24 protein-coding genes and 1 pseudogene are annotated in these 24,481 nt (G+C 73.0%); 6 read left to right on the top strand and 19 right to left on the bottom strand.

What is annotated here, in order from left to right; translation table 11 throughout:
- Positions 1-74: 74 nt before the first annotated feature.
- A complete protein-coding gene (locus CP978_RS27385) occupies positions 75-572 on the bottom strand; it encodes a hypothetical protein (RefSeq protein ID WP_227745468.1) in 498 nt (165 codons plus the stop codon).
- An 84-nt stretch (positions 573-656) separates the two neighbouring features.
- On the opposite strand from CP978_RS27385, the gene CP978_RS27380 reads away from it, so the two are divergent.
- Both CP978_RS27380 and CP978_RS27375 read left to right on the top strand, forming a co-directional pair.
- Positions 657-1,430, top strand: a complete 774-nt coding sequence (locus CP978_RS27380) for an MBL fold metallo-hydrolase (protein WP_043445158.1) — start codon at positions 657-659, stop codon at positions 1,428-1,430.
- Entirely contained in the window at positions 1,430-2,056 is a 627-nt protein-coding gene (locus tag CP978_RS27375; protein ID WP_043445156.1) for a DedA family protein, read from the top strand. The genes CP978_RS27380 and CP978_RS27375 overlap by 1 nt, the downstream gene beginning before the upstream one ends.
- Positions 2,057-2,136: 80 nt before the next feature.
- Here CP978_RS27375 and CP978_RS27370 read toward each other — a convergent pair whose 3' ends face one another.
- The 4 genes from CP978_RS27370 to CP978_RS27355 all read right to left on the bottom strand — a co-directional run bounded on the left by CP978_RS27370 (position 2,137) and on the right by CP978_RS27355 (position 9,440).
- Positions 2,137-3,195 carry an MBL fold metallo-hydrolase gene (locus tag CP978_RS27370; protein ID WP_043449629.1) on the bottom strand — a complete coding sequence of 353 codons (1,059 nt, stop codon included), beginning with the start codon at positions 3,193-3,195 and terminating at the stop codon, positions 2,137-2,139.
- Complete coding sequence (locus tag CP978_RS27365; RefSeq protein WP_043445154.1) at positions 3,192-4,439, bottom strand: pyridoxal phosphate-dependent aminotransferase family protein; 1,248 nt, start codon at positions 4,437-4,439, stop codon at positions 3,192-3,194. The genes CP978_RS27370 and CP978_RS27365 overlap by 4 nt, the downstream gene beginning before the upstream one ends.
- Positions 4,440-4,658: 219 nt before the next feature.
- Positions 4,659-5,549, bottom strand: coding sequence for a hypothetical protein (locus CP978_RS27360; protein WP_043445151.1), 891 nt, complete (start codon positions 5,547-5,549; stop codon positions 4,659-4,661).
- A 516-nt stretch (positions 5,550-6,065) separates the two neighbouring features.
- On the bottom strand, positions 6,066-9,440 hold the full coding sequence (locus tag CP978_RS27355; RefSeq protein ID WP_043449628.1) for a pyruvate carboxylase: 3,375 nt from the start codon (positions 9,438-9,440) through the stop codon (positions 6,066-6,068).
- A gap of 239 nt (positions 9,441-9,679) precedes the next feature.
- Here CP978_RS27355 and CP978_RS27350 point away from each other — a divergent pair, with 239 nt between their 5' ends.
- Both CP978_RS27350 and CP978_RS27345 read left to right on the top strand, forming a co-directional pair.
- Complete coding sequence (locus CP978_RS27350) at positions 9,680-10,072, top strand: DUF2795 domain-containing protein (protein WP_043445150.1); 393 nt, start codon at positions 9,680-9,682, stop codon at positions 10,070-10,072.
- 68 nt (positions 10,073-10,140) lie between these two features.
- Positions 10,141-10,671 (top strand): type 1 glutamine amidotransferase domain-containing protein, encoded by a 531-nt coding sequence (locus tag CP978_RS27345; RefSeq protein WP_043445147.1) that lies wholly within the window; start codon positions 10,141-10,143, stop codon positions 10,669-10,671.
- Positions 10,672-10,878: 207 nt separating this feature from the next.
- Here CP978_RS27345 and CP978_RS27340 read toward each other — a convergent pair whose 3' ends face one another.
- Entirely contained in the window at positions 10,879-11,160 is a 282-nt protein-coding gene (locus CP978_RS27340; RefSeq protein ID WP_052454312.1) for a DUF6158 family protein, read from the bottom strand.
- An 86-nt stretch (positions 11,161-11,246) separates the two neighbouring features.
- Here CP978_RS27340 and CP978_RS27335 point away from each other — a divergent pair, with 86 nt between their 5' ends.
- Positions 11,247-12,332, top strand: coding sequence for a baeRF2 domain-containing protein (locus CP978_RS27335; protein WP_043445145.1), 1,086 nt, complete (start codon positions 11,247-11,249; stop codon positions 12,330-12,332).
- Between the two features lie 83 nt (positions 12,333-12,415).
- Here CP978_RS27335 and CP978_RS27330 read toward each other — a convergent pair whose 3' ends face one another.
- Entirely contained in the window at positions 12,416-14,035 is a 1,620-nt protein-coding gene (locus CP978_RS27330; protein ID WP_043445143.1) for an ABC-F family ATP-binding cassette domain-containing protein, read from the bottom strand.
- A gap of 194 nt (positions 14,036-14,229) precedes the next feature.
- On the opposite strand from CP978_RS27330, the gene CP978_RS27325 reads away from it, so the two are divergent.
- On the top strand, positions 14,230-15,054 hold the full coding sequence (locus CP978_RS27325; RefSeq protein ID WP_043449624.1) for a class I SAM-dependent methyltransferase: 825 nt from the start codon (positions 14,230-14,232) through the stop codon (positions 15,052-15,054).
- A 9-nt stretch (positions 15,055-15,063) separates the two neighbouring features.
- On the opposite strand, the gene CP978_RS27320 is transcribed toward CP978_RS27325, so the two are convergent.
- The 12 genes and pseudogenes from CP978_RS27320 to CP978_RS27265 all read right to left on the bottom strand — a co-directional run bounded on the left by CP978_RS27320 (position 15,064) and on the right by CP978_RS27265 (position 24,006).
- Positions 15,064-15,363: a gas vesicle protein K gene (locus CP978_RS27320; RefSeq protein ID WP_043445141.1), complete on the bottom strand. Its 300-nt coding sequence runs from the start codon at positions 15,361-15,363 to the stop codon at positions 15,064-15,066.
- Entirely contained in the window at positions 15,360-15,554 is a 195-nt protein-coding gene (locus tag CP978_RS27315; protein WP_043445139.1) for a gas vesicle protein, read from the bottom strand. The genes CP978_RS27320 and CP978_RS27315 overlap by 4 nt, the downstream gene beginning before the upstream one ends.
- A complete protein-coding gene (locus CP978_RS27310; RefSeq protein ID WP_043445137.1) occupies positions 15,551-16,360 on the bottom strand; it encodes a GvpL/GvpF family gas vesicle protein in 810 nt (269 codons plus the stop codon). Before CP978_RS27310 ends, CP978_RS27315 begins: the two co-directional genes overlap by 4 nt.
- Positions 16,357-16,713: a gas vesicle protein gene (locus CP978_RS27305; RefSeq protein ID WP_043445135.1), complete on the bottom strand. Its 357-nt coding sequence runs from the start codon at positions 16,711-16,713 to the stop codon at positions 16,357-16,359. Before CP978_RS27305 ends, CP978_RS27310 begins: the two co-directional genes overlap by 4 nt.
- The gene (locus CP978_RS27300) at positions 16,710-17,825 is read right to left on the bottom strand and encodes an SRPBCC family protein (protein WP_043445134.1); all 1,116 of its coding nucleotides are present in this window, start codon (positions 17,823-17,825) and stop codon (positions 16,710-16,712) included. The genes CP978_RS27305 and CP978_RS27300 overlap by 4 nt, the downstream gene beginning before the upstream one ends.
- Positions 17,822-18,550, bottom strand: a complete 729-nt coding sequence (locus CP978_RS27295; RefSeq protein ID WP_311775035.1) for a DNA primase — start codon at positions 18,548-18,550, stop codon at positions 17,822-17,824. Before CP978_RS27295 ends, CP978_RS27300 begins: the two co-directional genes overlap by 4 nt.
- A gap of 128 nt (positions 18,551-18,678) precedes the next feature.
- Positions 18,679-18,930: pseudogene (locus tag CP978_RS35835) on the bottom strand (gas vesicle protein GvpG); the annotation flags it as partial.
- A gap of 3 nt (positions 18,931-18,933) precedes the next feature.
- A complete protein-coding gene (locus CP978_RS27285; protein WP_043445130.1) occupies positions 18,934-19,704 on the bottom strand; it encodes a GvpL/GvpF family gas vesicle protein in 771 nt (256 codons plus the stop codon).
- On the bottom strand, positions 19,701-20,150 hold the full coding sequence (locus tag CP978_RS27280; protein ID WP_043445128.1) for a gas vesicle structural protein GvpA: 450 nt from the start codon (positions 20,148-20,150) through the stop codon (positions 19,701-19,703). Before CP978_RS27280 ends, CP978_RS27285 begins: the two co-directional genes overlap by 4 nt.
- Before the next feature lie 73 nt (positions 20,151-20,223).
- Complete coding sequence (locus CP978_RS27275; protein WP_227745467.1) at positions 20,224-20,568, bottom strand: gas vesicle protein GvpO; 345 nt, start codon at positions 20,566-20,568, stop codon at positions 20,224-20,226.
- Between the two features lie 208 nt (positions 20,569-20,776).
- Positions 20,777-22,624, bottom strand: a complete 1,848-nt coding sequence (locus tag CP978_RS27270) for a transketolase (RefSeq protein ID WP_043445124.1) — start codon at positions 22,622-22,624, stop codon at positions 20,777-20,779.
- Positions 22,621-24,006: an NAD(P)/FAD-dependent oxidoreductase gene (locus CP978_RS27265; protein WP_043445122.1), complete on the bottom strand. Its 1,386-nt coding sequence runs from the start codon at positions 24,004-24,006 to the stop codon at positions 22,621-22,623. Before CP978_RS27265 ends, CP978_RS27270 begins: the two co-directional genes overlap by 4 nt.
- Positions 24,007-24,481: the final 475 nt, after the last annotated feature.

The following is a 24,481-nucleotide window of genomic DNA, read 5'->3' as shown; positions in this document are numbered from 1 at the left end:
TGACGGCTGCGAGGCACGCGTCACGGGGCCGTCTGGCCGGTCGCCGCCAGGTCGCCGAGGTGCCGGCCGTGGGGTCAGCGGCCGTCGTAGCCCGCCGTCGGCATGGAGAGGCGGCGGTGGACGCAGGCCTTCATCCGGGCGTCGTACGACGGCTCCGCACGGCCCACCGTCTCGACCCGCACGCCCCGGCGCGCACACTCCGCGGTGAACTCCTCGACGGAGGACAGGGCCCGTTCCAGGACCCGGCGGCTGGGGGCCACGAACAGGTCGACCAGGCCCGCGTCCACATCCGCCCACAGCGCGCGATGGTCCGGGCGCAGCCCCCGTACCAGCAGTTCCCTCGTGACCACATAGCCCCGCTCGACCGCCCAGCGCGCGCACATCGCGTGCTGGCTGCGGGAGTCGACGAGGAAGGGCTCCGCGTCCAGTTCCTCCAGCGGTGTCAGACTGGCGATCGCCACCACCCGGACCTGACCGGGCCCCACCGGGTCGGCCGGGACGGGATCGGCCCGGACCGGGTCGAGCCGTACAAAGGCGTCGCGTGTGCCGGAGGCGCGGTGCGCATCTCCCATGGGGTCCCTCTCACCTCTGGGTCGGGCCGACGACCCTACTCCTGCCCGTAGGCTCAAGGGGAGTCGCGCGAAGGAGGCAGTGGAGTGCCGGTCGAGATCACCTGGTGGGGTCACGCCACCTGCACCGTCGAGGACTCCGGGACGCGCGTCCTGACCGACCCCCTGTTCGCGCGCCGTCTGGCACATCTGCACCGGCGCCGCGGGGCCCTGCCGCCCCCCGAGGCGGCCGTCGCGGAGGTGGCGCTGGTCTCGCATCTGCACGCCGACCATCTACATCTGCCGTCGCTGGCGCGGCTGGCCCCGGGCACCCTGCTGGTGGTGCCCCGCGGTGCCCCCGAGCGGGTGCCGGGGCTGCACCGGCTCGACCGTCTCCGGATCACCGAGGTGGTGCCCGGCGACCGGGTGCGGGTCGGTGACCTGGTGGTACGGGTGGTACGGGCACGGCACGACGGGCGGCGGCTGCCGGTCGGACCGCACCGCTGCCCCGCCCTCGGCTTTGTCGTCGAGGGCACCGCACGGACCTACTTCGCCGGGGACACCGGACTGTTCGCCTCGATGGCCGAGGAGGTCGGGCAGGTCGATGTGGCACTGCTGCCGGTGGGCGGCTGGGGCCCGTATCTCGGTCCCGGGCATCTGGACGCGGGGCGCGCGGCGCAGGCCCTGGCCCGGCTGATGCCGCGCAGCGCGGTCCCGGTGCACTACGGCACGTATTGGCCGATCGGGATGGACGCCGTGCGCCCCCATGAGTTCTACGCGCCGGGGGAGGAGTTCGTGCGCCTCGCCGCGCGCTGGGCGCCCGAGGTGTCGGTGCATCTGCCGGCCCAGGGGGAGAGCGTCCGCCCGGAGGTCGCCCGGTGATGTTCCTCGGCACCGCCGCCGGCACGGGTGTGCCGCCGGAGTCGACGCAGCAGGCGATCGGATATCCGTCGCTGTTCCTGCTGGTGCTGATCGGTGCGCTGGTGCCGGTGGTACCGACGGGCGCGCTGGTCAGCTCGGCGGCGGTGGTGGCCTTCCACCACACCGCGCCCCTCTCCCTGGTGCTGGTCTTCGTCGTGGCGGCGTTCGCCGCCTATCTCGGGGACCTCGCGCTGTACTGGCTCGGGCAGCGCGGTATGCGGTCGAAGAACGGCTCCCGCCGGCTGGAGGCGCTCCGCCGGCGCGCCCCCGAGGACCGGCTGGCCCAGGCACAGGAGAAGCTGAACGAGCACGGTGTCGCGGTGCTCACCCTCTCCCGGCTCGTCCCGGCGGGCCGGATCCCGGTGATGCTCGCCTGTCTCCTGGCCCGGATGCCGCTGCGGGAGTTCGCCCGGGGCGACGCCCCGGCCTGTCTCGCCTGGGCGGCGACGTACCAGGTGATCGGCATCCTCGGCGGTTCGCTGTTCCGGGAGCCGTGGGAGGGCGTCGCGGCGGCGGTCGCCCTGACGCTGGCGGTCAGCACGGCACCCGGCGTGTGGCGCCGTATACGCGGGACGGCGACACCGTGACGGGCCGGAACATTCGCTGACCGTCCAGGAGTTCTCCCGCCGCACCGGACCGTCCGTCCCGCACCGGCCCGCTGTGCCGCTCACTCCAGCACCCGTGAGGCCCCCACCGGCAGGTCCCACAGGTCCTCGCGGTCCAGGCCCGCCTTCTCCCAGGCCACCCGTACCCGGGTCAGGGGTTCCAGGACCGGCTCCGCCGACAGCACGAAGGTGCCCCAGTGCATGGGCGCCATCCGGCGGGCCCCCAGATCCAGCGTCGCCCGGACCGCCTCCTCCGGGTCGCAGTGGACGTCTCTGAGCCACCACCGCGGGTCATAGGCACCGATCGGCATCAGCGCCAGGTCGATTCCCGGGTACCGGCGGCCGATCCGCTCGAACCAGTGGCCGTACCCCGTGTCACCGGCGAAGTACACCCGCTGCCCGTCGGGGGCGGTCAGCACCCAACCGCCCCACAGGGAACGGCAGGTGTCGGTCAGGGTCCGCTTGGACCAGTGGTGGGCGGGAACGAAGTCGAAGCGCACACCGTCGAGTTCGGCGCCCTCCCACCAGTCCAGCTCGGTGACGCAGCTGAAGCGGCGGCGCCGGAACCACGCGGCGAGCCCGGCCGGCGCGAACACGGGTATGTGGCGCGGCAGTCGGCTCAGGGTCGGCGCGTCCAGGTGGTCGTAGTGGTTGTGGCTGACGACGACCGCGTCCAGGCGCGGCAGTTCGCCCCAGGCGATGCCGACGGGGGTGATCCGGGCCGGTGTCCCGAGGATGCGGCGGGACCAGACCGGGTCGGTGAGCACGCTCAGCCCGCCGATCCGCACCACCCAACTGGCGTGTCCCGCCCAGGAGACGGCGACGGTACGGACGCCGACCCGGGGCAGCGGGGCCGGCTCGTACGGCAGCAGCGGGACATCCTTGAGCCCCTCGGTCCCGGGTCTCACCGCACCCTCGCGGGCGAAGCGCGCGAAGGCCTTGAGGCCGGGCAGCGGCGCGGTCAGCCGGTCCATGAACGAGCGGGGCCAGAGGCGGAGTTCGCCCAGCGGGCGGGGGGCGGCGAGTGGCGGGTAGGGCCTCAGCAGGGGTCTGCTCACGGGCTCGTGGACGGCCTGCTGCTCCGAAACGGTGCTCGTGGTCGACTCGGACTGCTGCGTCATCGAGGAGGCTCCCATCGCTGAGCTTCGTCACGTAGATCGTCGAAAACCGATCCCAGGTGGATCAACGCGCGCTGCACATGAGGTGGTTCCAACGGCTCGGGGGCGATGAGGCAGCGGGACCGCTCCGCGGCGGTCCTGCCGAGGAAGGGGGCGGTGGACAGACGGACCCGCAGCGCCTCCAGATCGTCCCCGAAGCGGTGGCCGCCGGGCGCGGGCATGCCGAGCCGGCCGGTGAGGAGGTCCTCCAGTTCCTGGGCGTCGCCGATGCCGCGCGCGCCGAGCTCGGGGCGCAGCGGCCCGAAGTCCACGTACAGATGGCGTCCGGCCTGCGGGGGCCTGGCGAGGGCGCCCGCGGCGACGACGATCCCGTGGACGGCGGCGGCCACCTGGGCGTGCACCGCGGTGTCGGCGGCGAGGCGCCGGGTGATGTCGGCGGGTTCGTCGAGGGCGTACGCGGCGGCCGCGGCGATCGGGTCGGCGATCCGGGCGCCGAGCGCGGTGAGCACATCGAGGACGCGGGCGTGCAGCCCGGCTCCGTCGGCGCCGGCCGGGAAACGGGCGACGGCCGCGGGCCAGCCGGACGGCAGAAAGGGTCCGGCGAGGTCGGTGACGACGGTGACCCGGTCGGGGACCATCTCGGCGGGGCTGAGCAGCACGGTGTCGTAGGGCCGGTGCACGGTGTCGCGCCAGGTCTCGTCGCTCACCAGATGGAGTCCCTCGCCGACGCCGGCCTCGACCGTCTCGTGCACCACCTCGGGCGGGGCCACGGTGGCGGTCGGGTCGTCGGCGACCGAGAGCACCAGCAGACGGGGGTCGCCGCCCTCCTCGCGGACCCGGCGGACGGTCTCCAGCAGGGCGTAGGGGTCCGGGACGCCACCGCACTCGGCCGGGGTCGCCACCTGGTACGCGGACCGTCCCAGGGCCCGCACCTGGGGTGCCCACCAGGCGGGGCAGGGCCGCGGGACCAGGACGTCGCCGCCGAGCGCGGCGGTGATCGCGACGAACAGGACGGGCGCTCCGGGCGCGGTGGCCAGCGCGCCGGGTCCGGTGGGCAGTCCGCGGCGGCCGAAGTAGCCCCCGGCGGCGTCCAGCAGGGCGGGGATCCGGCCGAAGCCGTCGACGCCGTCGCGTTCCGCGGCGGCGGTGAGGGCCCCGGCGAGGCCCGGGAGGAGGGGCAGTCCGTGGTCGGGAAGGAGCGGACCGTAACGGACGGGGCCATGTCCTTCCGGGTCCGTGCGCCGCATGCGTGCCTCCGCGCTGTCCGTGGTTCCTTCTGTTCCTTCGGCCTCCTTGCGGTGCCGCCTGTCTTCACCGTGAAGGCTGTTCCCGCACGGCACCGATGTTCCTCATGGTGCGGATGTCGGTCTACGGTGTCGCTGTTGTCCGGCGGTGCCGCTGGTACTCCTGTGTTCCGGGTACCCAGAGATCGATGCGGTCATGACGCGCGGCCCGTCCGCCCCGGGTCACAGGGTCCGTCCATGGCCGAGGGCACCGCGCCGCCACAGCCGGTGGACGGCGGCGGCGAGCGCGAGAGCGATCAGGAAGCCGCCGGCGATCTGCATCGGCACGGACTCGCCGAAGGCGCCGCCCTCGCCCGCGTGCGCACCGTGCTGGACCCCGACGGGCGGGCCCGAACCCTCGTCGCGGTCCCCCCGGCGCCCGTCCTGGTCGTCCCCGCGCTGCTTGCCCCACTGGTCCTGGCCGTCGCCCTGGGGCCTCCCGGGCGACGGGAACGGGTTCCCGAACGCCGGGGGCCCGGCGGCGCCCTGCCTCCCGGCCGACTGCGGCGGAAGGTCGCCCTGCGCGCTCCCCGGCTGCTGGGCCGGGTCGTCGGCCGGCGGTCCCGCGAGCGGCTGGGACGCGGTGCCCGCCTGATCATTGCCCGGCAGTTGGATGGGGCCCTCGCCCTGCTGCCCGGCGCGGTCCCTGGCCACGGTGAACGAGGCGTCCCACGGTTTCTGGCGGCTGCCGGGAGCCACCGGGCACCAGCCGTCGACGCCCCACACCGCCTCACGGCCCGCCGCCTCGGTGACGGCGCCCACGCTGCCGCCCGTCGGAATGCGGGCGGTGCCGCTGTAGAGCACGGCCGGCTGCTGAGCCCGGGTGTCGTCGGTGGCGTCGACCCGGATCAGCCGGGCCCTGCCGGCCTCGAAGCCCTGGGAGGTGGCGTCGATGAAGTCGGGCGGGGCGGCGCCGGTGGCGTCGCAGGACACCGAGACGGTGACCGTCCCGCCGGGGATCGCGGAGCGCGGGGTGATGGCGGCGGTGGGATCGGCGGAGGCGGACGGGGCGACGGCGCCCAGAGCGGCGCCGGCCAGAGCTGCGGCGGACAGGACACGGGCACTGTGGCGCATGCGGGCGACTCCTTCGGCCGGGTTCCTCCGAGGGCACGACGACCGTGCCCCCGAAAGCCCATGACAGCCCGTCCGACCCCGGCCCGCGCGCGACCGGGCCCCATTCGCGCGACCCTCACCCCCGGGAGGGTGACGCAGACGGCCGTGCGGCGGCAGATGCCCCCGGCACGGCGCGACCGCGCGGCGACGCATCCGGCACGGTACGGCGCGACCGTGCGGCGGCGGGTCCGGCATCGTACGCCTGGCTGCCACCCCGTGGCCCGGTGCCGGGCGTCCTCCTCGCCGCGAGCCACGCGATCAGGGCCCGCGGGCGTCCCGGGAGCCCGGCACCCTTCCGGCCCCGGTACGGCCGACCACCGACGCGCTCCCCGGCACCAGGCGGGACGGGGCGCCCTCCTCGCCGCGGGCCGCGCGGACCGGGGCCGGCCGCCCGGGCGTCCCGGGAACGCGGCGGGCCTCCGGCTCGGCCGGCCGCGGGGGCACTCCGGGTGCCGAGCGGCCCGGGGTGGTGGCGGGTCAGGTGATCTCGACGAGCAGGTCGCCGCCCTCCACCTGCTGGACGGGGGTGATGGCCAACCGGGTCACGGTCCCGGACCTGGAGGCGGTGATCGTGGCCTCCATCTTCATCGCCTCGATGGTGGCCACCGTCGCCCCCGCCGCCACCTCGTCGCCCTCCGCGACCGAGAGGCTCACCACCCCGGCGAACGGCGCCGCCACATGACCGGGGTCGGACCGGTCGGCCTTCTCGGTGGCCGGTACGTCGGAGGCGACCGCGGTGTCCCGCACCTGGATGGGCCGCAGCTGGCCGTTGAGGCTGGACATCACCGTGCGCATCCCGCGTTCGTCGGCCTGGCCGACCGCCTGGAGCTCGATCAGGAGCCGGACCCCGGGTTCGAGGTCGACGCCGTACTCCTTCCCGGGCAGCAGCCCGTAGAAGAAGGCCTTGCTGTCCAGCACGCTGGTGTCGCCGTAGGCCTGACGGTGTGCCTCGAAGTCGCGTGTCGGCCCGGGGAACAGCAGCCGGTTGAGGGTCGGGCGCCGGGCCTTCTCCAGGCCCGCGCGGTCGTCCGCGGTCAGCTCCCGCACCGGCTTGGCCTCGCCGCGGCCCGTCAGCGCCCTGGTGCGGAAGGGCTCCGGCCAGCCGCCGGGCGGGGTGCCCAGCTCGCCGCGGAGAAAACCGATGACGGAGTCGGGGATGTCGTACCGGTCCGGTGCCGCCTCGAAGTCCTCCGGCGCCACCCCGGCCCCCACCAGATGCAGGGCGAGGTCGCCGACCACCTTCGACGACGGGGTGACCTTCACCAGCCGGCCCAGCATACGGTCGGCGGCGGCGTACATCGCCTCGATCTCCTCGAAGCGGTCGCCGAGACCCAGTGCGACGGCCTGGGTGCGCAGATTGGACAGCTGCCCGCCGGGGATCTCGTGGTGGTAGACCCGTCCGGTCGGTGCGGCCAGGCCCGCCTCGAAGGGCGCGTAGATCCGGCGCACGCTCTCCCAGTACGGCTCCAGATCGCCGACGGCCCCCAGATCCAGGCCGGTGGGACGCTCGGAGTGGTCGGTCGCGGCCACGATGGCCGACAGCGAGGGCTGCGAGGTGGTGCCGGCCATCGAGGCCACGGCGCCGTCGACCGCGTCCGCACCGGCCTGGATCGCGGCGAGATAGGTGGCGAGCTGGCCGCCCGCGGTGTCATGGGTGTGCAGATGCACCGGCAGGTCGAACTCGCGGCGCAGCGCCGCCACCAGCGTCGCGGCGGCCGGGGCGCGCAGCAGGCCCGCCATGTCCTTGACGGCCAGGATGTGGGCTCCCGCGGCCACGATCTGCTCGGCCAGGCGCAGATAGTAGTCCAGGGTGTACAGCCGCTCGGAGGGGTCCGACAGATCGGCGGTGTAGCACAGGGCGACCTCGGCGACGGCCGTCCCGGTCTCCCGTACGGCGTCGATGGCGGGCCGCATCTGGCCCACGTCGTTGAGCGCGTCGAAGATGCGGAAGATGTCGATCCCGGTGGCGGCGGCCTCCTGCACGAAGGCGTCGGTCACCTCGGTCGGGTACGGCGTGTAGCCCACGGTGTTGCGGCCGCGCAGCAGCATCTGGAGGCAGATGTTGGGCACCGCCTCGCGCAGGGCCGCCAGGCGCTCCCAGGGGTCCTCGGCGAGGAAGCGCAGCGCCACGTCGTAGGTGGCGCCGCCCCAGCACTCCAGCGACAGCAGCTCGGGCAGGGTCCGCGCCACCGCCGGGGCGACGGCGAGCAGGTCCCGGGTGCGCACCCGGGTCGCCAGCAGCGACTGGTGGGCGTCGCGGAAGGTGGTGTCGGTGACCCCGATGGTCGGTGACCGGCGCAGTTGCCGGGCGAAGCCCTCCGGGCCGAGCTCGACGAGTCGCTGTCGGGAGCCCGCGGGCGGCTCGCCGGGCAGCAGCCGCGGCAGCTTGCCCGCCGGGTCGATGAGGTGGGGGCGCTCTCCGTGCGGCTTGTTCACCGTCACATCGGCGAGATAGGTGAGCAGCTTGGTGCCGCGGTCGGCGGAGTGCCGTGCGGTGAGCAGATGGGGCCGCTGCTCGATGAACGAGGTCGTGACCCGCCCTGCCTGGAAGTCCGGGTCGTCCAGCACGGCCTGGAGGAACGGGATGTTGGTGGCCACCCCGCGGATGCGGAACTCGGCCACGGCGCGCCGGGCCCGGCCGATCGCGGCCTTGAAGTCCCGTCCCCGGCAGGTGAGTTTGACGAGCATCGAGTCGAAGTGCGCGCTGATCTCGGTGCCCGCGTGGGTGGTGCCGCCGTCCAGGCGGATGCCCGAGCCGCCCGGTGAGCGGTAGGCGCTGATCCTGCCGGTGTCGGGGCGGAAGCCGTTGGCCGGGTCCTCGGTGGTGATACGGCACTGCAGGGCGGCGCCGCGCAGCGTGACGGTCTCCTGCGACAGCCCCAGGTCGGCCAGGGTCTCCCCGGCGGCGATGCGCAACTGGGCCTGCACCAGGTCGACATCGGTGACCTCCTCGGTCACCGTGTGCTCGACCTGGATGCGGGGGTTCATCTCGATGAAGACATGGTGGCCGTCGCGGTCGAGCAGAAACTCCACGGTGCCCGCGTTGCGGTAGCCGATCTCACGGGCGAACCGCACCGCGTCGGCGCACATCCGGTCCCTCAGCTCCGGGTCGAGGTTGGGCGCGGGGGCCAGCTCGATGACCTTCTGGTGGCGGCGCTGCACCGAGCAGTCACGCTCGAAGAGATGGATGACCTCGCCCTCGCCGTCGGCCAGGATCTGCACCTCGACATGGCGCGGTTCGACGACGGCCTTCTCCAGGAAGACGGTCGGGTCGCCGAAGGCGGAGGCCGCCTCGCGGGACGCCGCCTCGATGGACTCGCGCAGCGCGGCCGGGTCCTCGACGCGGCGCATCCCGCGTCCGCCGCCGCCGGCGACCGCCTTGACGAACACCGGGAAGCCGATCTCCTCCGCGGCCCCGACCAGGGTGTCCACATCGGTGGAGGGGGCCGAGGAGGCGAGCACCGGCACGCCGGCCGCGCGGGCGGCCTCCACCGCGCGGGCCTTGTTCCCGGTCAGCACGAGGGTGTCGGCGCTCGGCCCGACGAAGGTGATGCCGGCCTCCTCGCAGGCCCGTGCCAGGTCCGGGTTCTCGGAGAGGAATCCGTAGCCGGGATAGACGGCGTCGGCTCCCGCCCGCAGGGCCGCGCCGACGATCTCCTCGACGGAGAGATAGGCCCGCACCGGATGCCCCGGCTCGCCGATCTCGTACGCCTCGTCGGCCTTCAGCCGGTGCAGCGAATTGCGGTCCTCGTGCGGGAAGACGGCGACCGTTCGCGCGCCCAGCTCGTAGCCGGCCCGGAATGCGCGAATCGCGATCTCGCCGCGGTTGGCGACCAGCACCTTACGGAACATCGTGGATCCCTTCAGCCTGCCGGCGACGCACACCATGGTGTCAGCCCTCCATGCCGTACCCCGTTGCGACGTCAGGAATCCCGGCGGCGATCATCCGGCATCCGGCCGGCGGCTCAGGTCGTTGACGCGTGAACTGTTTTCGTTCCGGACGTCCTGCCCTCCGGCCGTCCGTGCTCCCTCCGTGTCGATCGCTGCCCACCGGGTACGCGAGGGCCACCCCCGAGGATCTGGAGGGAGTCATGCAGCGAGGCAGCGACCGGCTGAGCGTCCACCGGGACGACGAGATGAAGCACGAACTGAAGGATCTCCTTCGGTCCGGCCGTCCGACCCGGACCGAGGAGTGGCACGATCCCGAACCGACCGCGGACGACGATCCGGCGGTCTGGGCCGGTCCGGTGACCACGGGCGGCGCCCCTTCCGTGGCCGAGGTGCGCCATGAGCTGGCACGGCATCTGAGCCGCACGATGTTCCCGGCACGGCCGTACGAGCTGATCCACGAGCTGCGCCGTGGGCACGCCCCGGACGCGCTGGTGGATCCGCTGGAGCGGCTCCCGCGCTCCGCGCGCTATGTCAACGCCCAGGAACTGGCCGAGGCCGTCGTCCGCACGGAAGAGACCGTCCGGCAGGCATAGGACCGTCCGGCAGACATAGGGGCGGCCGGCCGGGTCCGCACCCACGGGGAGAAAGGACAGTGAGCAGCATGCGTATCGCGTTCCTGATGGCGCCCGAGGGCGTCGAGCAGGTGGAACTCACCGACCCCTGGCAGGCCGTGACCGGGGCCGGTCATGAGCCGGTCCTGGTGTCGACGCGGCCGGGGCACATCCAGGCGTTCCACCATCTGGACAAGGCCGACACCTTCCCGGTGGACACGGTCGTGAGCCAGGTGGAGGCGGAGGACTTCGACGGGCTGGTGCTGCCGGGCGGTGTGGCCAACCCGGACTTTCTGAGGATGGACGAGCGGGCCGTGTCGTTCGTCCGGGACGTGGTGCGGCGGGGCCGTCCGGTCGCGGCCGTCTGCCACGGTCCGTGGACGCTGGTGGAGGCCGATGTGGTGCGGGGTCGCACCCTGACCTCGTGGCCGAGCCTGCGGACCGACATCCGCAATGCGGGCGGCACCTGGGTGGACGAGCAGGTACGGATCGACCAGGGCCCCAACAAGCTGATCACCAGCCGCAGGCCGGACGATCTGAAGGCGTTCGACGAGGCGATCCTGACGGAGTTCGCCGCGTAGACGACCTGCCTCGCGCCCCGTCAGGGGCGCGAGGAACTGCGCACTCAGCCCCGACGCACCCGCACCAACCAACCAGCCGGCTCCGTCGCCGCCGAGCGCGTCGCGCCCCGTCAGGGGCGCGGGGAACTGCGCGCTCAGCCCCGACACACCCGCACCCGACCGGCTTGCTCGGCCCCGCCCGCTCGCTTCTCCCAGGCGCCGCACGGCTCAGCGTGCCGGTTCCGCCCCCTGGGGTTCACCGCCGCCCAGTCCCGTCAGGGCGTTCGGTCTTTCCCGCTCCCGGGCCCCGTCCCGGGTGCGGCTCGTCGCCACCACACGGCGTGGATGGCGGCGCAGATACTCGCCCTCGAGGCGCGCCATGCGGTCGTTGTGGGCGCGCAGCGCGTCGTTGGAGCCGTAGAGCAGCGCGTCATGGCGGGTGCGGTGGATCGTCTCCAGCTCCTTCATGAGCTGCTGGTCGGTCAGCCGGCCCGGGTCGACTCCGGTCATGGTGGTCCCCGCTCGTCGTGTTCCCTCGGTGCGGTCCGGGTACCCGCCGGGGCAGGCGGTACCCCGAGCGGCATCCGGAGGTGGCCATGGATCTCGCCTTTCTCCATCCACTGTACGAACATCCCGGTCCCTGGGCCTCCGTATACGTCGACACCTCCCGGCACAGCGGGTCCACGCACCAGGACCGTGCCTCGACCGCCCGGGAGCTGGCCCGTGACCTGCGGGAACAGGGAGCGGACCGGGCGACGTGCCATGCGGTGCGCGCGGCGGTGGAGGAGCTGGCCCTGTCCCCCGAGCCGCTCGGGAGGGCCCTGTTCGCACGGGCGGGCGAGGTGGTCCTGGATCCGCCGCTGGCCGCGGCCCCGGGCGGTTCCTCGGCCCGCTGGGCGGCGCTGCCGCACACCGCGCCCCTGCTGGACCTGGCCACCGAGGACCCGGTGTGCGCGGTGGCGTACATCGACCGCGCGGGCGCCGAGTTCGAGCTGCGTGGGGCGGTGGGCAGCCGGGAGGCCGGGCCGCCGCGGGGCACGGCGGACCCGGACCGGCCGGTGCGCCACTTCCGGCTGCGGGTGGAGAACGCCTGGGACCACAACGCGGCCGAGATCGCCGACGCGCTCGCCGTCTGCCAGGAGGAGACGGGCGCCGGTCTGGTGGTGCTCGTCGGTGAGCGGCGCGCGCGGCGCTCGGTGCGCGAGCGGCTGCCGCACCGGCTGCGGGACCGGGTGGCCGAGGCGTCGCCGGGGCCGGGCGGCCGGCTGCTGGACGAGGACGTGGAACGGATCAGGGAGGCCCATCTGCGTGACCGGGCCGCCGCGGAACTGGAACGCTTCCTGGCCGCCCGGACACCGGACGAGAACGGGCGTACCCGGGCGGTGGAGGGCGTGTCCGCGGTCGCCGAGGCGGCACGCGACCACCGTATCGACGAACTGCTGATCCGGCCGGGCGGTCCGGACACCCGTCGTGAGGTGTGGATCGGCGAGGACCCGGACCGGGTCGCGGTGCGCCCCGACGACCTCGGCTCACCGGGCGAACAGCACCCCTGGCGGGCCCGGGCGGACGACGCCCTGCTGCGCGCCGCGGTGGAGACGGGCGCCCCGGCCGTCTCGGTGCCGTCCACGGCGGGGGGCGAGGCACCGGCGGGCGGGGTGGGGGCGCTGCTCCGCGGGGACTGATCCACACCCTGGTACCGGGGCGTGCCCCGACCCGGTCGCGGCGCGCGGCCGGGTGCTCGCAGGTCCCTCGCGGATCGGGGTCGCTAACGCGCCCTTTCCACCCTCCGTTCGTCCCACACCGGTTCCGGTGTCTCGCGGAGCCGGCCGTCGCTGCCGAAGACCAGATAGCGGTCGAAGGAGCGGGCGAACCAGCGGTCGTGGGTCACCGCGAGAACCGTGCCCTCGAACGCCTCCAGGCCCTTCTGGAGCGCCTCGGCGGACTCCAGGTCCAGGTTGTCGGTCGGCTCGTCGAGCAACAGGGCCGTGACGCCCTGCAGTTCGAGCAGCAGAATCTGGAAGCGGGCCTGCTGCCCGCCCGAGAGCCGGTCGAAGGGCTGCTCGCACTGCGCGGTCAGCTCATAGCGGCGCAGCCGGGACATGGCCGCGCCCCGGTCCTGGGAGTGCTCCTGCCACAGGATGTCGAGCAGCGCCCGGCCCTGGAGTTCGGGGTGGGCGTGGGTCTGGGCGAAGTGCCCGGGCACCACCCGTGCCCCGAGCCGCCACCGGCCGCTGTGGGCCACCTCGCCGCCCGCGAGCAGCCGCAGGAAGTGCGACTTGCCGGAACCGTTGGAGCCGAGGACGGCGACCCGCTCGCCGTAGAAGACCTCCAGGTCGAAGGGTTTCATCAGCCCGGTGAGCTCGAGCTGTTCGCAGGTGACGGCCCGGACGCCGGTACGACCGCCCTTGAGCCGCATCCTGATGTCCTGCTCGCGCGGCGGCTCGGGAGGCGGCCCGGCCTCCTCGAACTTCCTCAACCGGGTCTGGGCGGCCTGGTAACGGGAGGCCAGCTCATGGCTGACGGTGGCGGCCTGACGGAGGTTCAGCACCAGTTTCTTCAGCTGTGCGTGCTTCTCGTCCCAGCGTCTGCGCAACTCTTCGAAGCGGGCGAAGCGTTCCCGGCGGGCCTGGTCGTAGGTGGCGAAGCCGCCGCCGTGCACCCAGGCGTCGGCTCCGGCGGGGCTCGGTTCGAGGGACACGATCCGCTGCGCGGCGCGGGCCAGCAGCTCCCGGTCGTGGGAGACCAGCAGCACGGTCTTGCGGGTCTCCGTAAGGCGCTCCTCCAGCCAGCGTTTCCCGGGCACATCGAGGTAGTTGTCGGGCTCGTCGAGCAGCAGGACCTCGTCGGTGCCGCGCAGCAGCGCCTCCAGGACGAGCCGCTTCTGCTCGCCGCCGGAGAGCGTGCGCACCTCGCGCCACTGCGCCTTCTCGTACGGGACGCCCAGCGCCGCCGTGGTGCACATGTCCCACAGCGTCTCGGCCTCGTAGCCGCGGACCTCGGCCCAGTCGGAGAGGGCCTGCGCATAGCCGAGCTGGGCGGCCTCGTCGTCGACGGTCATCAGGGCGTGCTCGGCGTCGTCGACGGTGCGGGCGGCCTCGCGGATGCGGGGCGGAGCGACCGAGACCAGGAGGTCCCGTACCGTCGTCGCGTCCCGGACGGACCCCACGAACTGTCGCATCACACCGAGCCCGCCGCTCACGGTGACGCTCCCGCCGTGCGGCTGGAGCTCGCCGGAGAGCAGGCGCAGCAGGGTGGTCTTCCCGGCGCCGTTGGGCCCGACGAGGGCGACGACCGCGCCGTCACCGACCCGGAAGGACACATCGCCGAGCAAGGCCCTCCCGTCGGGAAGGTCGTACTGAAGGTGCGCGGCTTCCAGGTGTCCCATGGCCGCATTGTGGGCGGACGCCGCTGGGCGGGGCAATCGGATATCCCCGCCCAGCCGATCGGTCATCCCCGCCCCACCCCGCGACTGTTTCACATGACAAGACGGGAGTCTCACCATCCGGCATGAGCGTCTACGGTGATGCGTATCGCCCCGCGCTCCGGCCGCGGGGACCGTACGACGGGAAGAGGCAGGTCATGCCGAAGGAGACGGCGGTCTACACCCATGGCCACCATGAGTCCGTGCTGCGCTCGCACACCTGGCGGACCGCCGCCAACTCCGCGGCGTACCTCCTCGACTCGATCCAGCCGCACATGCGGATCCTGGACATCGGATGCGGCCCGGGCACCATCACCGCGGATCTGGCGGAGCTGGTCCCCGACGGCCGGGTCACCGGCGTCGACCACGCGCCCGGGATCCTGGAGCAGGCCCGGGCCACGGCCGGCGCGCGCGGTCTGACCAACGTGGAGTTCGCGGTCGCGGACGTGCACGCCCTGGACTACCCGGACGACACGTTCTGTGTGGTCCACGCCCATCAGGTGCTCCAGCACGTGGGCGATCCGGTGCAGGCGCTGCGCGAGATGCACCGGGTCACCAGGCCCGGCGGTCTCATCGCCGCCCGTGACGCGGACTACGCGGCGATGACCTGGTACCCGGCGTCCGAGGGCCTCGAGGACTGGCTGGACCTGTACGAGCGGGTGGCCAGGGCCAACGGCGGTGAGCCGGACGCCGGACGGCGCCTCCTGTCCTGGGCGCTGGACGCGGGCATCCGGGAGGTCACCGCCGGCTCGAGCACCTGGACCTTCGCCACGGCCGAGGAGCGGGCCTGGTGGAGCGGGCTGTGGGCGGACCGCACCCTCGCCTCGGCGTACGCGGACCGCGCGGTCGAAGGGGGACATACGACGTCCGAGGGGTTGCGGGCAGTCTCGCGGGCCTGGCGGGAGTGGGGAGAGCGGCAGAACGGCTGGTTCGCGGTTCTGCACGGGGAGATCCTCTGCCGCAAGGACGGCAAGGACACCTGAGCGCCGGGGTCACTCCCGCGGCAGGAGCGGTCCCAGGGGCCCGAGGTCCAGGTTCAGGTCCTCGGGCCGCAGTCCGTAATGGTCCCGCAGTTCGGCCATGCGGTCCTCAAGGAGCATCAGCGTCCGCCCCATCCGTTCCTCCTGCGCCTCGGTCAGCTCTCCGGTGTCGAAGCGGCGCACCGCCTGGCGCTCCATGAGCTGGCGGAGCAGTTCGACGACCGTCAGCACCAGCTTGACCAGGTCGCGTTCGACGGTGTCGGGCTCCAGGTCCAGCCGGTTGCGGGGCTTGCGGGGTGTCCGGTCGGTCATGGTGCCTGTGCCTCCGGCCAGGGCGAGGGAACGCGGGCGTCGACCGAGCTGATCAGGGCGTTGAGGTCGATGCGGACGAGGTCCACGTCCGCGATGCGCAGCGTGATGTCACCGGCGATGACGACACCGCCCGCGAGCAGCCGGTCCAGCAGGTCGACCAGGGCGATCTCCCGGTGTTCGACGACGGTCACGCCGCTCCTTCCGTTCCTTCCGTCAGTCCGGTGAAGGAGTAGGCCGCCCAGGGGCCGGTGAGTTCCACCCGGACTCCCGGGGAGTCGTCCTCCACGCGGTCCACCAGTTCCACGAACTCCTCGGAACGGGACCGCGGCACCAGATAGGCGGCGTTCAGCACATTGCGTCCCGAGGCCCCCGACAGTGTCGCGCTCTGGGGCGCGTGCAGCCGGGAGTCCTCGGCCTGCGCCGAGAGCATGTCGTGCAGCCGGCGCGCGAACCCCTCGGCCCTCTGCCAGGTCTCCTCGTGCGCCCTGGTGCGCGAACGCCGCTGCCGGAGGTAGTCCCGGCCGGAGACGGCCCCGGCGGGGGCGGCCGGACCGGCCTTCTCCCCGTGCTCCCGGCCCTTCTCGTCCTCGTCGGCCTCGCTCTCCTCGACATAGACCTTGACGCCCCATTCGACCCGGCCCTCGAGCCGCTCCATGGCGTGCCGGAATTCCTTCTCGCGCGCTTCGAGCATCACCCGGACACCGCTGTCGTCCCGGAACACGGTGCCGAGCCGCAGCGGCAGCGGGGTGGTGAGACCGGTGAGCGCGTCGATGACGTTCTGATGGGCGCGGGCGGTGTCGGTGAGCCAGTCCAGGTCCTCCAGATGCGCCTTGAGGGGCGCCTCCGCGAAGTCCTCCTCCGGGACCAGACTGAGTACGGCGATGAGGCCGTGGTGCTCCAACTGCCGGGCGGGGGCGCCCGCCACCCCGGTCAACTGGGCCTGGAGCGGGGCACCGAGGGGGCGGCACACCGCGTAGACATAGCGGAGCGCGGTCACGGTGACTCCCTCCTGCCGTGGGCGCCCTCGATCTGCGCCTCGCCGTAGGACGCCTCGAGGCGTTCCAGACGGGCCCGCAACTCGGCGTTCTCCCGGGTGAGTTCGTCGCGCCGGGCCCCGGAGGAGAGGGCCGGGTCGGACTCCCACCAGTCGATGCCCATCTCCTTCGCCTTGTCGACCGAGGCGACGATCAGGCGCAGTTTGACGGTGAGCAGTTCGATGTCGAGCAGATTGATCCGGATGTCACCGGCGATCACCACGCCCTTGTCGAGGACCCGTTCAAGGATGTCGGCGAGGCTGGCGCCGCTGCTGGGGCCGCCGTAGGGGTCGGGGAGCCTGCGGGGGGTCGTCATCGCCGGCTCCCGGCCGTCGGCCGTCCGGCCTCACGGTCCGCCTCGCGCGCGTCGCCCTCGTCGTCATCCCCCTCCTCCGCTTCCTCCGGCTCCTCCTCTTCGCCGTACTCCCCGGCTGCCCCGGTGCCCTCGTCCTCGTACTCCTCGTCCGGCTCCTCTTCTTCCTCTTCCCCTTCCTCGTGCTCGGCTTCCGGCTCCTCCTCGCCGGTCTCCTCCTCGTACTCGTCCTCGGGCTGCTCCTCCTCGGCCAGGGCCTCCTCGTGGGTGCGTACGACCTCGCCGTCGCTGATCTCACCGCGCCAGCCGTCCTCCACCTCTCCCTTGAGGGTGATGTGACGGGCGAAGTGCTTGAAGTCGAGGCGGGCCCTGCGGCCCTGGGCGCGCCAGATGTTGCCGGTCTTCTCGAAGAACCCGCTAGGGTAGTACTCCATGACCAGCAGCACCCGGGTGAGGTTCTCACCGAGCGCATGGAAGGAGATCACGCCCTTGCTGGTGCCCTTGGCGCCCTCGGTGCTCCACTGGATGCGGTAGTCGGGCACCTGCTCGACGGTGTGTCCCTTCCAGCTGCGGCTGGACCAGAGCACCTTCAGCTGCCAGTCGGAGGTGGTGTCGTCCGCGCGGCTCGCGCTCTTGACGCCCTTGGCGAAGGTGCTGAAGTCCTCGTACCGGGTCCACTGGTCGTAGGCGGTGCGCACCGGCACCCCGACATCGACGGACTCCACGATGACGGTGGGCTTGTCGCCCCCTCTGCCCTTGCGCTTCTTTCCGCCCATGAGGCCCTTGAACGCCTGGCCGAGGCTCTGCTTGGCCTGTCCGGCGCCGGACTCCAGAAGGGCGCGCAGCGGTCCCTTGCCCTCGGCGAGTTTCCGTCCGCCCTCCAGGGCGAGCCCGGCGAGTCCGGGGCTCTTGCCCTCGGCGATGTCATTGAGCTTGACGGTGGTCTCGCCCAGCTTGCGGCCCACGCCGACGAGCATCCGCTCGGCCTGGGCGGCGAGATACCCGCGCACTTCCGTCTTGAGGCGGTCGACCGCCTCGCTCCGGGCGGAGGACGACAGCTGGTCCCCTGCCTTGCCGGTGGCCCTGCCGGTCACCGAACCGATCGTGTCCGTCATCCTGATCGCCTCCCTTCGCCGCTCGGTCCACGAGCTTCGCGGGCGGCGCGTCGCGCTCCGGCCCTCGCGGAGGCGGACTTCTTCGCGGGGGCGGTCCTCTTCACTGCGGCCCTCTTGCCGGGCGCCCTGTCGGCCGGGGCCTTCTTGCCGGACGCCTTGCCCGGGGCCTTCTCGGCGCCGGTCCTGCCGGCCGCCTCCGGACGGCCCGGGGTCCGCTCGTCCGGTGATTTCCTCGGCCTCTCCCCGGCCTCGGCCGGGGTCCTCTTCGCCGTCTCCGTACGCGGGGCCTCCGTCTCCTCGTCCTCCTCGGCGTCCCCCGTGTCTGCGCGCCCGGGACCCTCTTCGCCGGTTCGCTCCTGCTCGCCCCGGTCCGTCGGTCCGGACGGTTCCGGTCCCTCGGGCAGGGACCCCGGGAGCTGGTCCCGCAGCTGGGCGGTGCGGTCGTGCAGCCGGTCGGCGATGCCCTCGATCCTGCGGTCGAGCAGGGCGCCGGACGCGGCCTTGCCCGCGCCCCGCAGCTCCTGGCGCAGCTGGTCGCCCATCTCCTTGAGCTGCGGGTTCTCCGTCAACTGCTGGTTGATCCGGTCGGCGAGGGCCCGCGGGTTGAGATCCTTTCGCTTCCCGGCGACGAGCGAGGCCACGGTGAAGGCGAGCTTCATCTTCCTGGTGCGTCCGAGCAGGTACCCCGCCCCGATGGCGAGACCCAGTGCGGTCCGATTCATCATGTGGTCCTGTCGCCCGTGTCCGCTGCGCCGCCCGGCTCCGCGGTGCCGCCGGTGACGGCCGCGTCCTGCGCTGCGGTTGCGTCCTCTGTCGCCTCGGCGTCCACGGCGGTCGCGTCGTCCGCTTCCGCCGTGCCGCCCATGGCCGTCGCACGGCCCAGACCGATCTCCAGCCGGTCGAGCAGGGCGTCCTCCTCCCGGTCGAACTCCTCGGCCGTGATCTCGCCCTCGTCGAGCCGGCGCTCGAGGAGGGCGAGTTCGGCCCGTACGGTCGCCGGGTCGTAGTACTGTCGCTCGGCCTCGGCGATCAGCTGTCTGATCACCCAAAGGCTGCCGCGCGCCGGTGCGAACGGCAGCAGCACGGTCTCCGAGAGCAGTCCCATGGCTCACTCCTCACCCGTGGCCGCGCCGGTGGTGCTCGCGGCGGGCTCGGCGGGGCCGGGCTCGACGAAGCTGTACGGCGGCAGCGGCCCGTTCACCCGCAGTTCGAGGTGCGGGTGGCTCTTGCGTATCTCCTCCACGGCGGCCAGGAACTCCTCGGCGGAGTCCCGGGGCACCAGGAAGGAGAGATTGGCCAGCCAGCCGCCGGACTCGGGGCCCGTGCTGACGGCCTCGGCGGCCGGTTCGAGCAGGCGCTGCAGCTCCGCTGCGTCCTCCGCCTCACGGCTCTGCACCGCCTCGGCGATCACTTGGCCGAGCCGCAGCCGTTCGTCGTAGCTGCCGCCGCCCGCCTGCCGGTTGGCCTCGGCCAGGGCGCGCGTCTCCGGTTCCTCGGCCATCACCCGGTGCAGCACCGCCTCCTGGTCATGGCTGGCCTTGACGTTGTACTCGATCCGTCCGCCCAGCGCCGACAGCCGTTCCCGGTAGTGGTCGGCCCGCTCGGCGAGCACCCGGGTGACGGCGTCGTCGTCCGGCGCCACACTGCCGAAGCGCATGGGCAGCACCGCGCCGCCCGCGCCGGCCTCGCCGAGCACGCTCTGGTGGGCCAGCAGGTCCCTGCGCTTGGGCCGCAGCCCTTCGGGGGCGTCGCTGACGATGGCCGCCAGTCCGCCCTCGCGGAGGATCCTGACCGGGCAGGGAGGTTCCCCGACCCCGCCCAGGCCCTTGGGGAGCGAGGGGTGCGAGGCCGCGGCGACGCCATAGACATAGGTGCTCACTCCTGCTCCTCCTCCCTCTTGCCGCGGGCGGTCATGGACCTGCGGGGCCGTGACCGCTCCTCCCGCTGTCCCTGCCCCTGCCCCTGTCCCTCCTCACGGGCCTGGTTGAAGGCGTCGGAGATGGTCTGGGCGGCGCCGGACAGGGCGCCCTTCGACTTGCCTCGCGCCCCCGATTCGGTGATCTCGCCGACCAGGTCGGGCAGACCGGGGCTCTTGCGCGGCCCGGCCTCCAGGTCGAGCCGGTTGCACGCCTCGGCGAAGCGCAGATAGGTGTCGACGCTCGCCACCACGACCCGTACGTCGATCTTCAGAATCTCGATGCCGACGAGGGACACCCGGACGAACGCGTCGATCACCAGCCCTCGGTCGAGGACGAGTTCCAGGACGTCGTAGAGTCCGCTCGAGCCACCGCCCGAGCCGGTCTGTGCTGCCGGGACAACGGTCATGCCGACCGCTCCTCCCTGTCTGCCGTGCCTGTGCTGCCGGTGTGGTCCGTCGGGGCGGCCACGGGATCGCGGTCTAGCGACCGCCCGGCCGATGTGCGTCGGCCCTCCCGCGTTCATAGCGGCGAACGCGTCGATAACCGGCGAGCTCACCGTCGGCGGTGAGCTCCACCTCATAGCTCGCGATCAGGCTCATCGTGTCGGGGACCCGGGCGAGCTCCAGAACCTCGATCTCCAGCTCCCAGCCGTCCTCGGTGGGCTCGAAGGACGACACCGCTTCGGGCGTCATGCCGGTGAGCTCGGCGAACTCGGCCCGGGCCCGGCGCAGCACCTCCATCGGGCTCAGCCCGCCCTGTGGTGTGCCGTCGCCCGCCTTCCTGGGCGAGTTCCGCGCATGCGATGCGCTCGATCCCTGTGACATGGCGACCTCGGGGACCGAGTGCCCCTTGTCAGGTGTGCAAACCCGCACTCCCCGATTCAGGACATATCGGAATCGGGGCCGGTGCGCCCGCCGTGCTCTTTCCGCGTTCCACTCCGGGCAACGGCCCCGGACCGTCATGTCGTCCGTCATGTCGTCGGCTCCGTCGTCGGCGCATCTCACGCGCGTCGTACGGACCCGCTCTCCTCGGTCAGGACGCCACCGCGTGCTCCACCAGCTGCCGGGCCACGGCGGCGATGGACTCCGCGTCGATGCCCGCGGCGTGCAGTTGCTCGGCGGGCGTGGCCGACCCCGGCATGGTCCGCACCGCCAGCCGCTCCAGCCGGGGCACGGGACGCCCGTCGGTGAAGGCGTCGAGCACCGCGTCACCGAGGCCGCCCTGTTCATGGTGGTCCTCGACGGTGAGCAGACAGCCGGTGCGCTCGGCGGCCTCGCGCAGGGTGGCGCGGTCGACCGGCTTGACCGAGTAGAGGTCGACGACCCGGACGCGTATCCCCTGGTCCGCCAGGGCGTCGGCGGCCTTCAGCGCCTCATGGACGGTGACCCCGGCGGCGACCACCGTCAGCCGGTCCTCGGCGGAGGCGCGCAGTACCTTGCTGCCGCCGACCGGGAACTCCTCGGTGGGACCGTAGATCACCGGGGTGTCCCCGCGTGAGGTGCGCAGATAGCGGATGCCGTCCAGTCCGGCCATCGCGGCGACCAGCCGCGCGGTCTGGTTGGCGTCGCACGGGTACAGCACGGTCGACCCGTACACGCAGCGCAGCATCGCGAGGTCCTCCAGGCCCATCTGGGAGGGCCCGTCCTCGCCGATGGCGCAGCCCGCGTGGGAACCGACCAGGTTGATGCCGGCACCGCTGATCGAAGCCATCCGGATGAAATCGTGGGCACGGGTGAGGAACGCGGCGAACGTCGAGGCGTACGGCACCCAGCCGCGCGCCGCCAGGCCGACGGCGACCCCGACCATCAGCTGCTCGGCGATATAGCACTCGAAGTAGCGCTCGGGGTGGCCCTTGGCGAACAGTTCGGTCCGGGTGGAGTCGCCCACCTCTCCGTCGACGGCCACGACATCGCCTCGGGCGTTGCCGAGCGCCACCAGCGCCTGGCCGTAGGCGTCCCGGGTGGCGACCCGGTCGCCGAGGTCGTAGCGCGGCAGATCCAGATGGCCTCCGCGTACGGCGTGCAGGGTCCGGGCGGCGGGCGGCGGCTCGACCTCGACCTGCACGTTTCGTACGCCGCCGAGCTCCGCGATCGCCTCCTCGGGGTCCGGCAGCGGCTTGCCGTGCATGCCCTCGCGGTTCTGTACCGAGCCGACGCCCTTGCCCTTGAAGGTGCGGGCGAGAATGACGGTGGGCTGTCCCGCGGTGGATTCGGCCTCGGTGCAGGCGCGGTCGATCGCCTCGACGTCATGGCCGTCGATCTCGAGGGTGTGCCAGTCGAAGGCCCGGAAGCGGCGGGCGTAGGCGTCCAGGTCGTGGCCGTGCCGGGTGGGTCCGCGCTGGCCGAGCCGGTTGACGTCGACCATCACGATCAGGTTGTCGAGGTGCTCATGGCCGGCGTGCTCGGCGGCCTCCCACACGGACCCCTCGGCCAGTTCGCTGTCTCCGCACATGACCCACACCCGGTATCCGGTGTGGTCGAGCCGCTTCCCGGCCAGGGCGATGCCGACGCCGACGGGCAGCCCCTGGCCGAGCGAGCCGGTGGCCGTCTCGACCCAGGGCAGCCGGCGGGGTGTGGGGTGCCCCTCCAGCCGGCTGCCGAGCTTGCGGAAGGTGAGCAGTTCGGTCTCGTTGATGGCTCCGGCGGCCTTGTAGGCGGCGTAGAGCAGGGGTGAGGCATGCCCCTTGGAGAGGATGAAGCGGTCGTTGCCGGGGTGGGCGGGGCGCTCGAAGTCGTAGCGGAAGTGCCGGGCCAGCAGTACGGCCATCAGATCCGCGGCGGACATCGAGGAGGTGGGGTGCCCGGAACCGGCCGCGGCGGCGGCGCGGACGCTGTCGACGCGCAACTGCTGGGCGAGTTCGGTGAGCTGACGGGTGTTCATGAATCCTCCTGCGTACCGTGCCGCTCGTCGGGCGGCGTCGGGAGAGGGGCGGCGGCCGAGGGCGGGGTGGTGCCGGGGGCTCCCGGCACCCGGGCCAGTTCGGGCGACGCCGACTCCAGCGGTACGGACCAGGAGCGGACCAGGCCCAACTGCACCGCCTGGCGCGGAAGTACGGCGTCCAGGAGCCAGTCGGCGGCGACCCGGACACGGTTGCCGGGCATCGCGGCCAGATGGTAACCGCGGGTGACGGCCGCGGCGGGCGGCCCGGACAGCGGGATGCCGAGCGGATCGGCGGCGGCCTGGGTGCCGCCGAGGTCCACGACGAATCCCAGATCCCGGTGGCGATAGGCGCGCCGTGAGCCGATACCGAGGGAGGCGGCGACGTTCCGGGCGCAGACCCGGCCCTGCCGCCAGGCGTGCTGCGCGGTCATCGGCGTGTACCGGCCGGGCTTGTCCAGATCGGGCACGGCCGCCCCGTCCCCGCAGGCGAACACGTCGGCATGGCCGGGCACCTGGAGGTACGGGTCGACCAGCAGGCGGCCCCGTTCCAGCGGCCGGCCCAGGCTCTCCATCAGCGGATCGGGGCGTACGCCGACGCACCACACCAGGGTGCGGGTGTCGACGAACTCCCCGTCCGTCAGCAGGACTCCTTCGTGGGTCGCCTCCTTCACCGAGGTTCCCATCCGTACGTCGACCCCGCGCCGCCGCAGCACCCGCTCGGCGGAGCGGGAGAGCCGTTCGTCCAGCTCCGGCAGGACCCGCGCCGCGACGTCCAGCAGCAGCCAGCGCGGCCGCATACCGTGGCGCAGCGGCTGGGTGCGCACCAGTTCGTCGGTGAACTGCTGTCCCTGTGCGGCGACTTCGGTTCCGGTGTAGCCGGCGCCGACCACCACGAAGGTGCAGCGGGCGGAGCACCGCCCGGGGTCGTCGGCCGCGGCGGCCAGCTCGATCTGGCGGGTCACATGGTCGCGCAGATAGAGCGCCTCGGGCAGTCCCCGGAAGCCGTGCGCATGCTCGGCGACACCGGGAATCGGCAACAGCTTGTTGACGCTGCCGACGGCGAGCACCAGCCGGTCGTAACCGAGCGTGCCCTCCCGGCCCTCGGGGTCGGTGTAGCGCACGGTGCGGGCGTCCAGGTCGATGCCGCCCGCCTCGCCGAGCACCAGGCGCACCCGGCGCAGGGTGCCGGGCAGCGAGACGGCCACCCGGCGCGGATCCAGGACGCCCATGGCGACCTGGGGCAGCAGGGGGAGATACAGAAAGTAGTCGGTCGGGTTGAGCAGGGTGATGTCGGCTCGGTGCCGGGTCAGCCGGGCGAGGGTGCGGGCCGTTCGGTACCCGGCGAATCCGGCACCGACGATCAGGATGCGGGGTCGACTCACGTTCGCCTCCGGCGTGTGGACGTCGTCTGCGTCTGGTCGCCTGCGTGTCTGTACGTGTCGTGCGTGTCTGTACGTGTCGTGCGTGCCTGCGGGTGCGTACGACTCGGCATACGCGTCCGCGTCTTCCTGGCGGCGGGCGCGGCAAAACCACCCTCACCGACTTCCCGCGTCCCCCGGTTCGGACCGGCCAAACGCCGCGGCCCACGCATTTCGGGCCACCGTCGATGACACGGCAATGACACGGCCGACGGCCGGCGGCGCTCCGGGCCGGTCGGCGGAGAGGCGGTGAACGCGAAAATCCCACCCCTATAGAACAGGGGTGGGATTCTCATCCGAGCGCCGGGCAGGCCTTGCACCTGCATCTCCCCGCAGGAAGCGGGACGTCTTTCCTTGGACCACCAACGCACTGTCGGCTACCGGGAGTTCCGGTGACCGGCTCAAGATCAACCATACCCCATCGCGCGCCGGGCGGCGA

This window comes from Streptomyces nodosus, from assembly GCF_008704995.1.
GTDB lineage: Bacteria > Actinomycetota > Actinomycetes > Streptomycetales > Streptomycetaceae > Streptomyces > Streptomyces nodosus.
This window is presented reverse-complemented; position numbering and strand designations above follow the sequence as displayed.

What these genes read in the sequence shown, in the direction of transcription:
- CP978_RS27275 (WP_227745467.1), bottom strand. Translation starts at nt 20,568, where the DNA reads ATGTCACAGGGATCGAGCGCATCGCATGCGCGGAACTCGCCCAGGAAG.
- CP978_RS27350 (WP_043445150.1), top strand. Translation starts at nt 9,680, where the DNA reads ATGCAGCGAGGCAGCGACCGGCTGAGCGTCCACCGGGACGACGAGATG.
- CP978_RS27365 (WP_043445154.1), bottom strand. Translation starts at nt 4,439, where the DNA reads ATGCGGCGCACGGACCCGGAAGGACATGGCCCCGTCCGTTACGGTCCG.
- CP978_RS27360 (WP_043445151.1), bottom strand. Translation starts at nt 5,549, where the DNA reads ATGCGCCACAGTGCCCGTGTCCTGTCCGCCGCAGCTCTGGCCGGCGCC.
- CP978_RS27295 (WP_311775035.1), bottom strand. Translation starts at nt 18,550, where the DNA reads ATGATGAATCGGACCGCACTGGGTCTCGCCATCGGGGCGGGGTACCTG.
- CP978_RS27305 (WP_043445135.1), bottom strand. Translation starts at nt 16,713, where the DNA reads ATGACGACCCCCCGCAGGCTCCCCGACCCCTACGGCGGCCCCAGCAGC.
- CP978_RS27270 (WP_043445124.1), bottom strand. Translation starts at nt 22,624, where the DNA reads ATGAACACCCGTCAGCTCACCGAACTCGCCCAGCAGTTGCGCGTCGAC.
- CP978_RS27280 (WP_043445128.1), bottom strand. Translation starts at nt 20,150, where the DNA reads ATGACCGTTGTCCCGGCAGCACAGACCGGCTCGGGCGGTGGCTCGAGC.
- CP978_RS27325 (WP_043449624.1), top strand. Translation starts at nt 14,230, where the DNA reads ATGCCGAAGGAGACGGCGGTCTACACCCATGGCCACCATGAGTCCGTG.
- CP978_RS27370 (WP_043449629.1), bottom strand. Translation starts at nt 3,195, where the DNA reads ATGACGCAGCAGTCCGAGTCGACCACGAGCACCGTTTCGGAGCAGCAG.
- CP978_RS27330 (WP_043445143.1), bottom strand. Translation starts at nt 14,035, where the DNA reads ATGGGACACCTGGAAGCCGCGCACCTTCAGTACGACCTTCCCGACGGG.
- CP978_RS27375 (WP_043445156.1), top strand. Translation starts at nt 1,430, where the DNA reads ATGTTCCTCGGCACCGCCGCCGGCACGGGTGTGCCGCCGGAGTCGACG.
- CP978_RS27345 (WP_043445147.1), top strand. Translation starts at nt 10,141, where the DNA reads ATGCGTATCGCGTTCCTGATGGCGCCCGAGGGCGTCGAGCAGGTGGAA.
- CP978_RS27340 (WP_052454312.1), bottom strand. Translation starts at nt 11,160, where the DNA reads ATGACCGGAGTCGACCCGGGCCGGCTGACCGACCAGCAGCTCATGAAG.
- CP978_RS27355 (WP_043449628.1), bottom strand. Translation starts at nt 9,440, where the DNA reads ATGTTCCGTAAGGTGCTGGTCGCCAACCGCGGCGAGATCGCGATTCGC.
- CP978_RS27335 (WP_043445145.1), top strand. Translation starts at nt 11,247, where the DNA reads ATGGATCTCGCCTTTCTCCATCCACTGTACGAACATCCCGGTCCCTGG.
- CP978_RS27385 (WP_227745468.1), bottom strand. Translation starts at nt 572, where the DNA reads ATGGGAGATGCGCACCGCGCCTCCGGCACACGCGACGCCTTTGTACGG.
- CP978_RS27300 (WP_043445134.1), bottom strand. Translation starts at nt 17,825, where the DNA reads ATGACGGACACGATCGGTTCGGTGACCGGCAGGGCCACCGGCAAGGCA.
- CP978_RS27320 (WP_043445141.1), bottom strand. Translation starts at nt 15,363, where the DNA reads ATGACCGACCGGACACCCCGCAAGCCCCGCAACCGGCTGGACCTGGAG.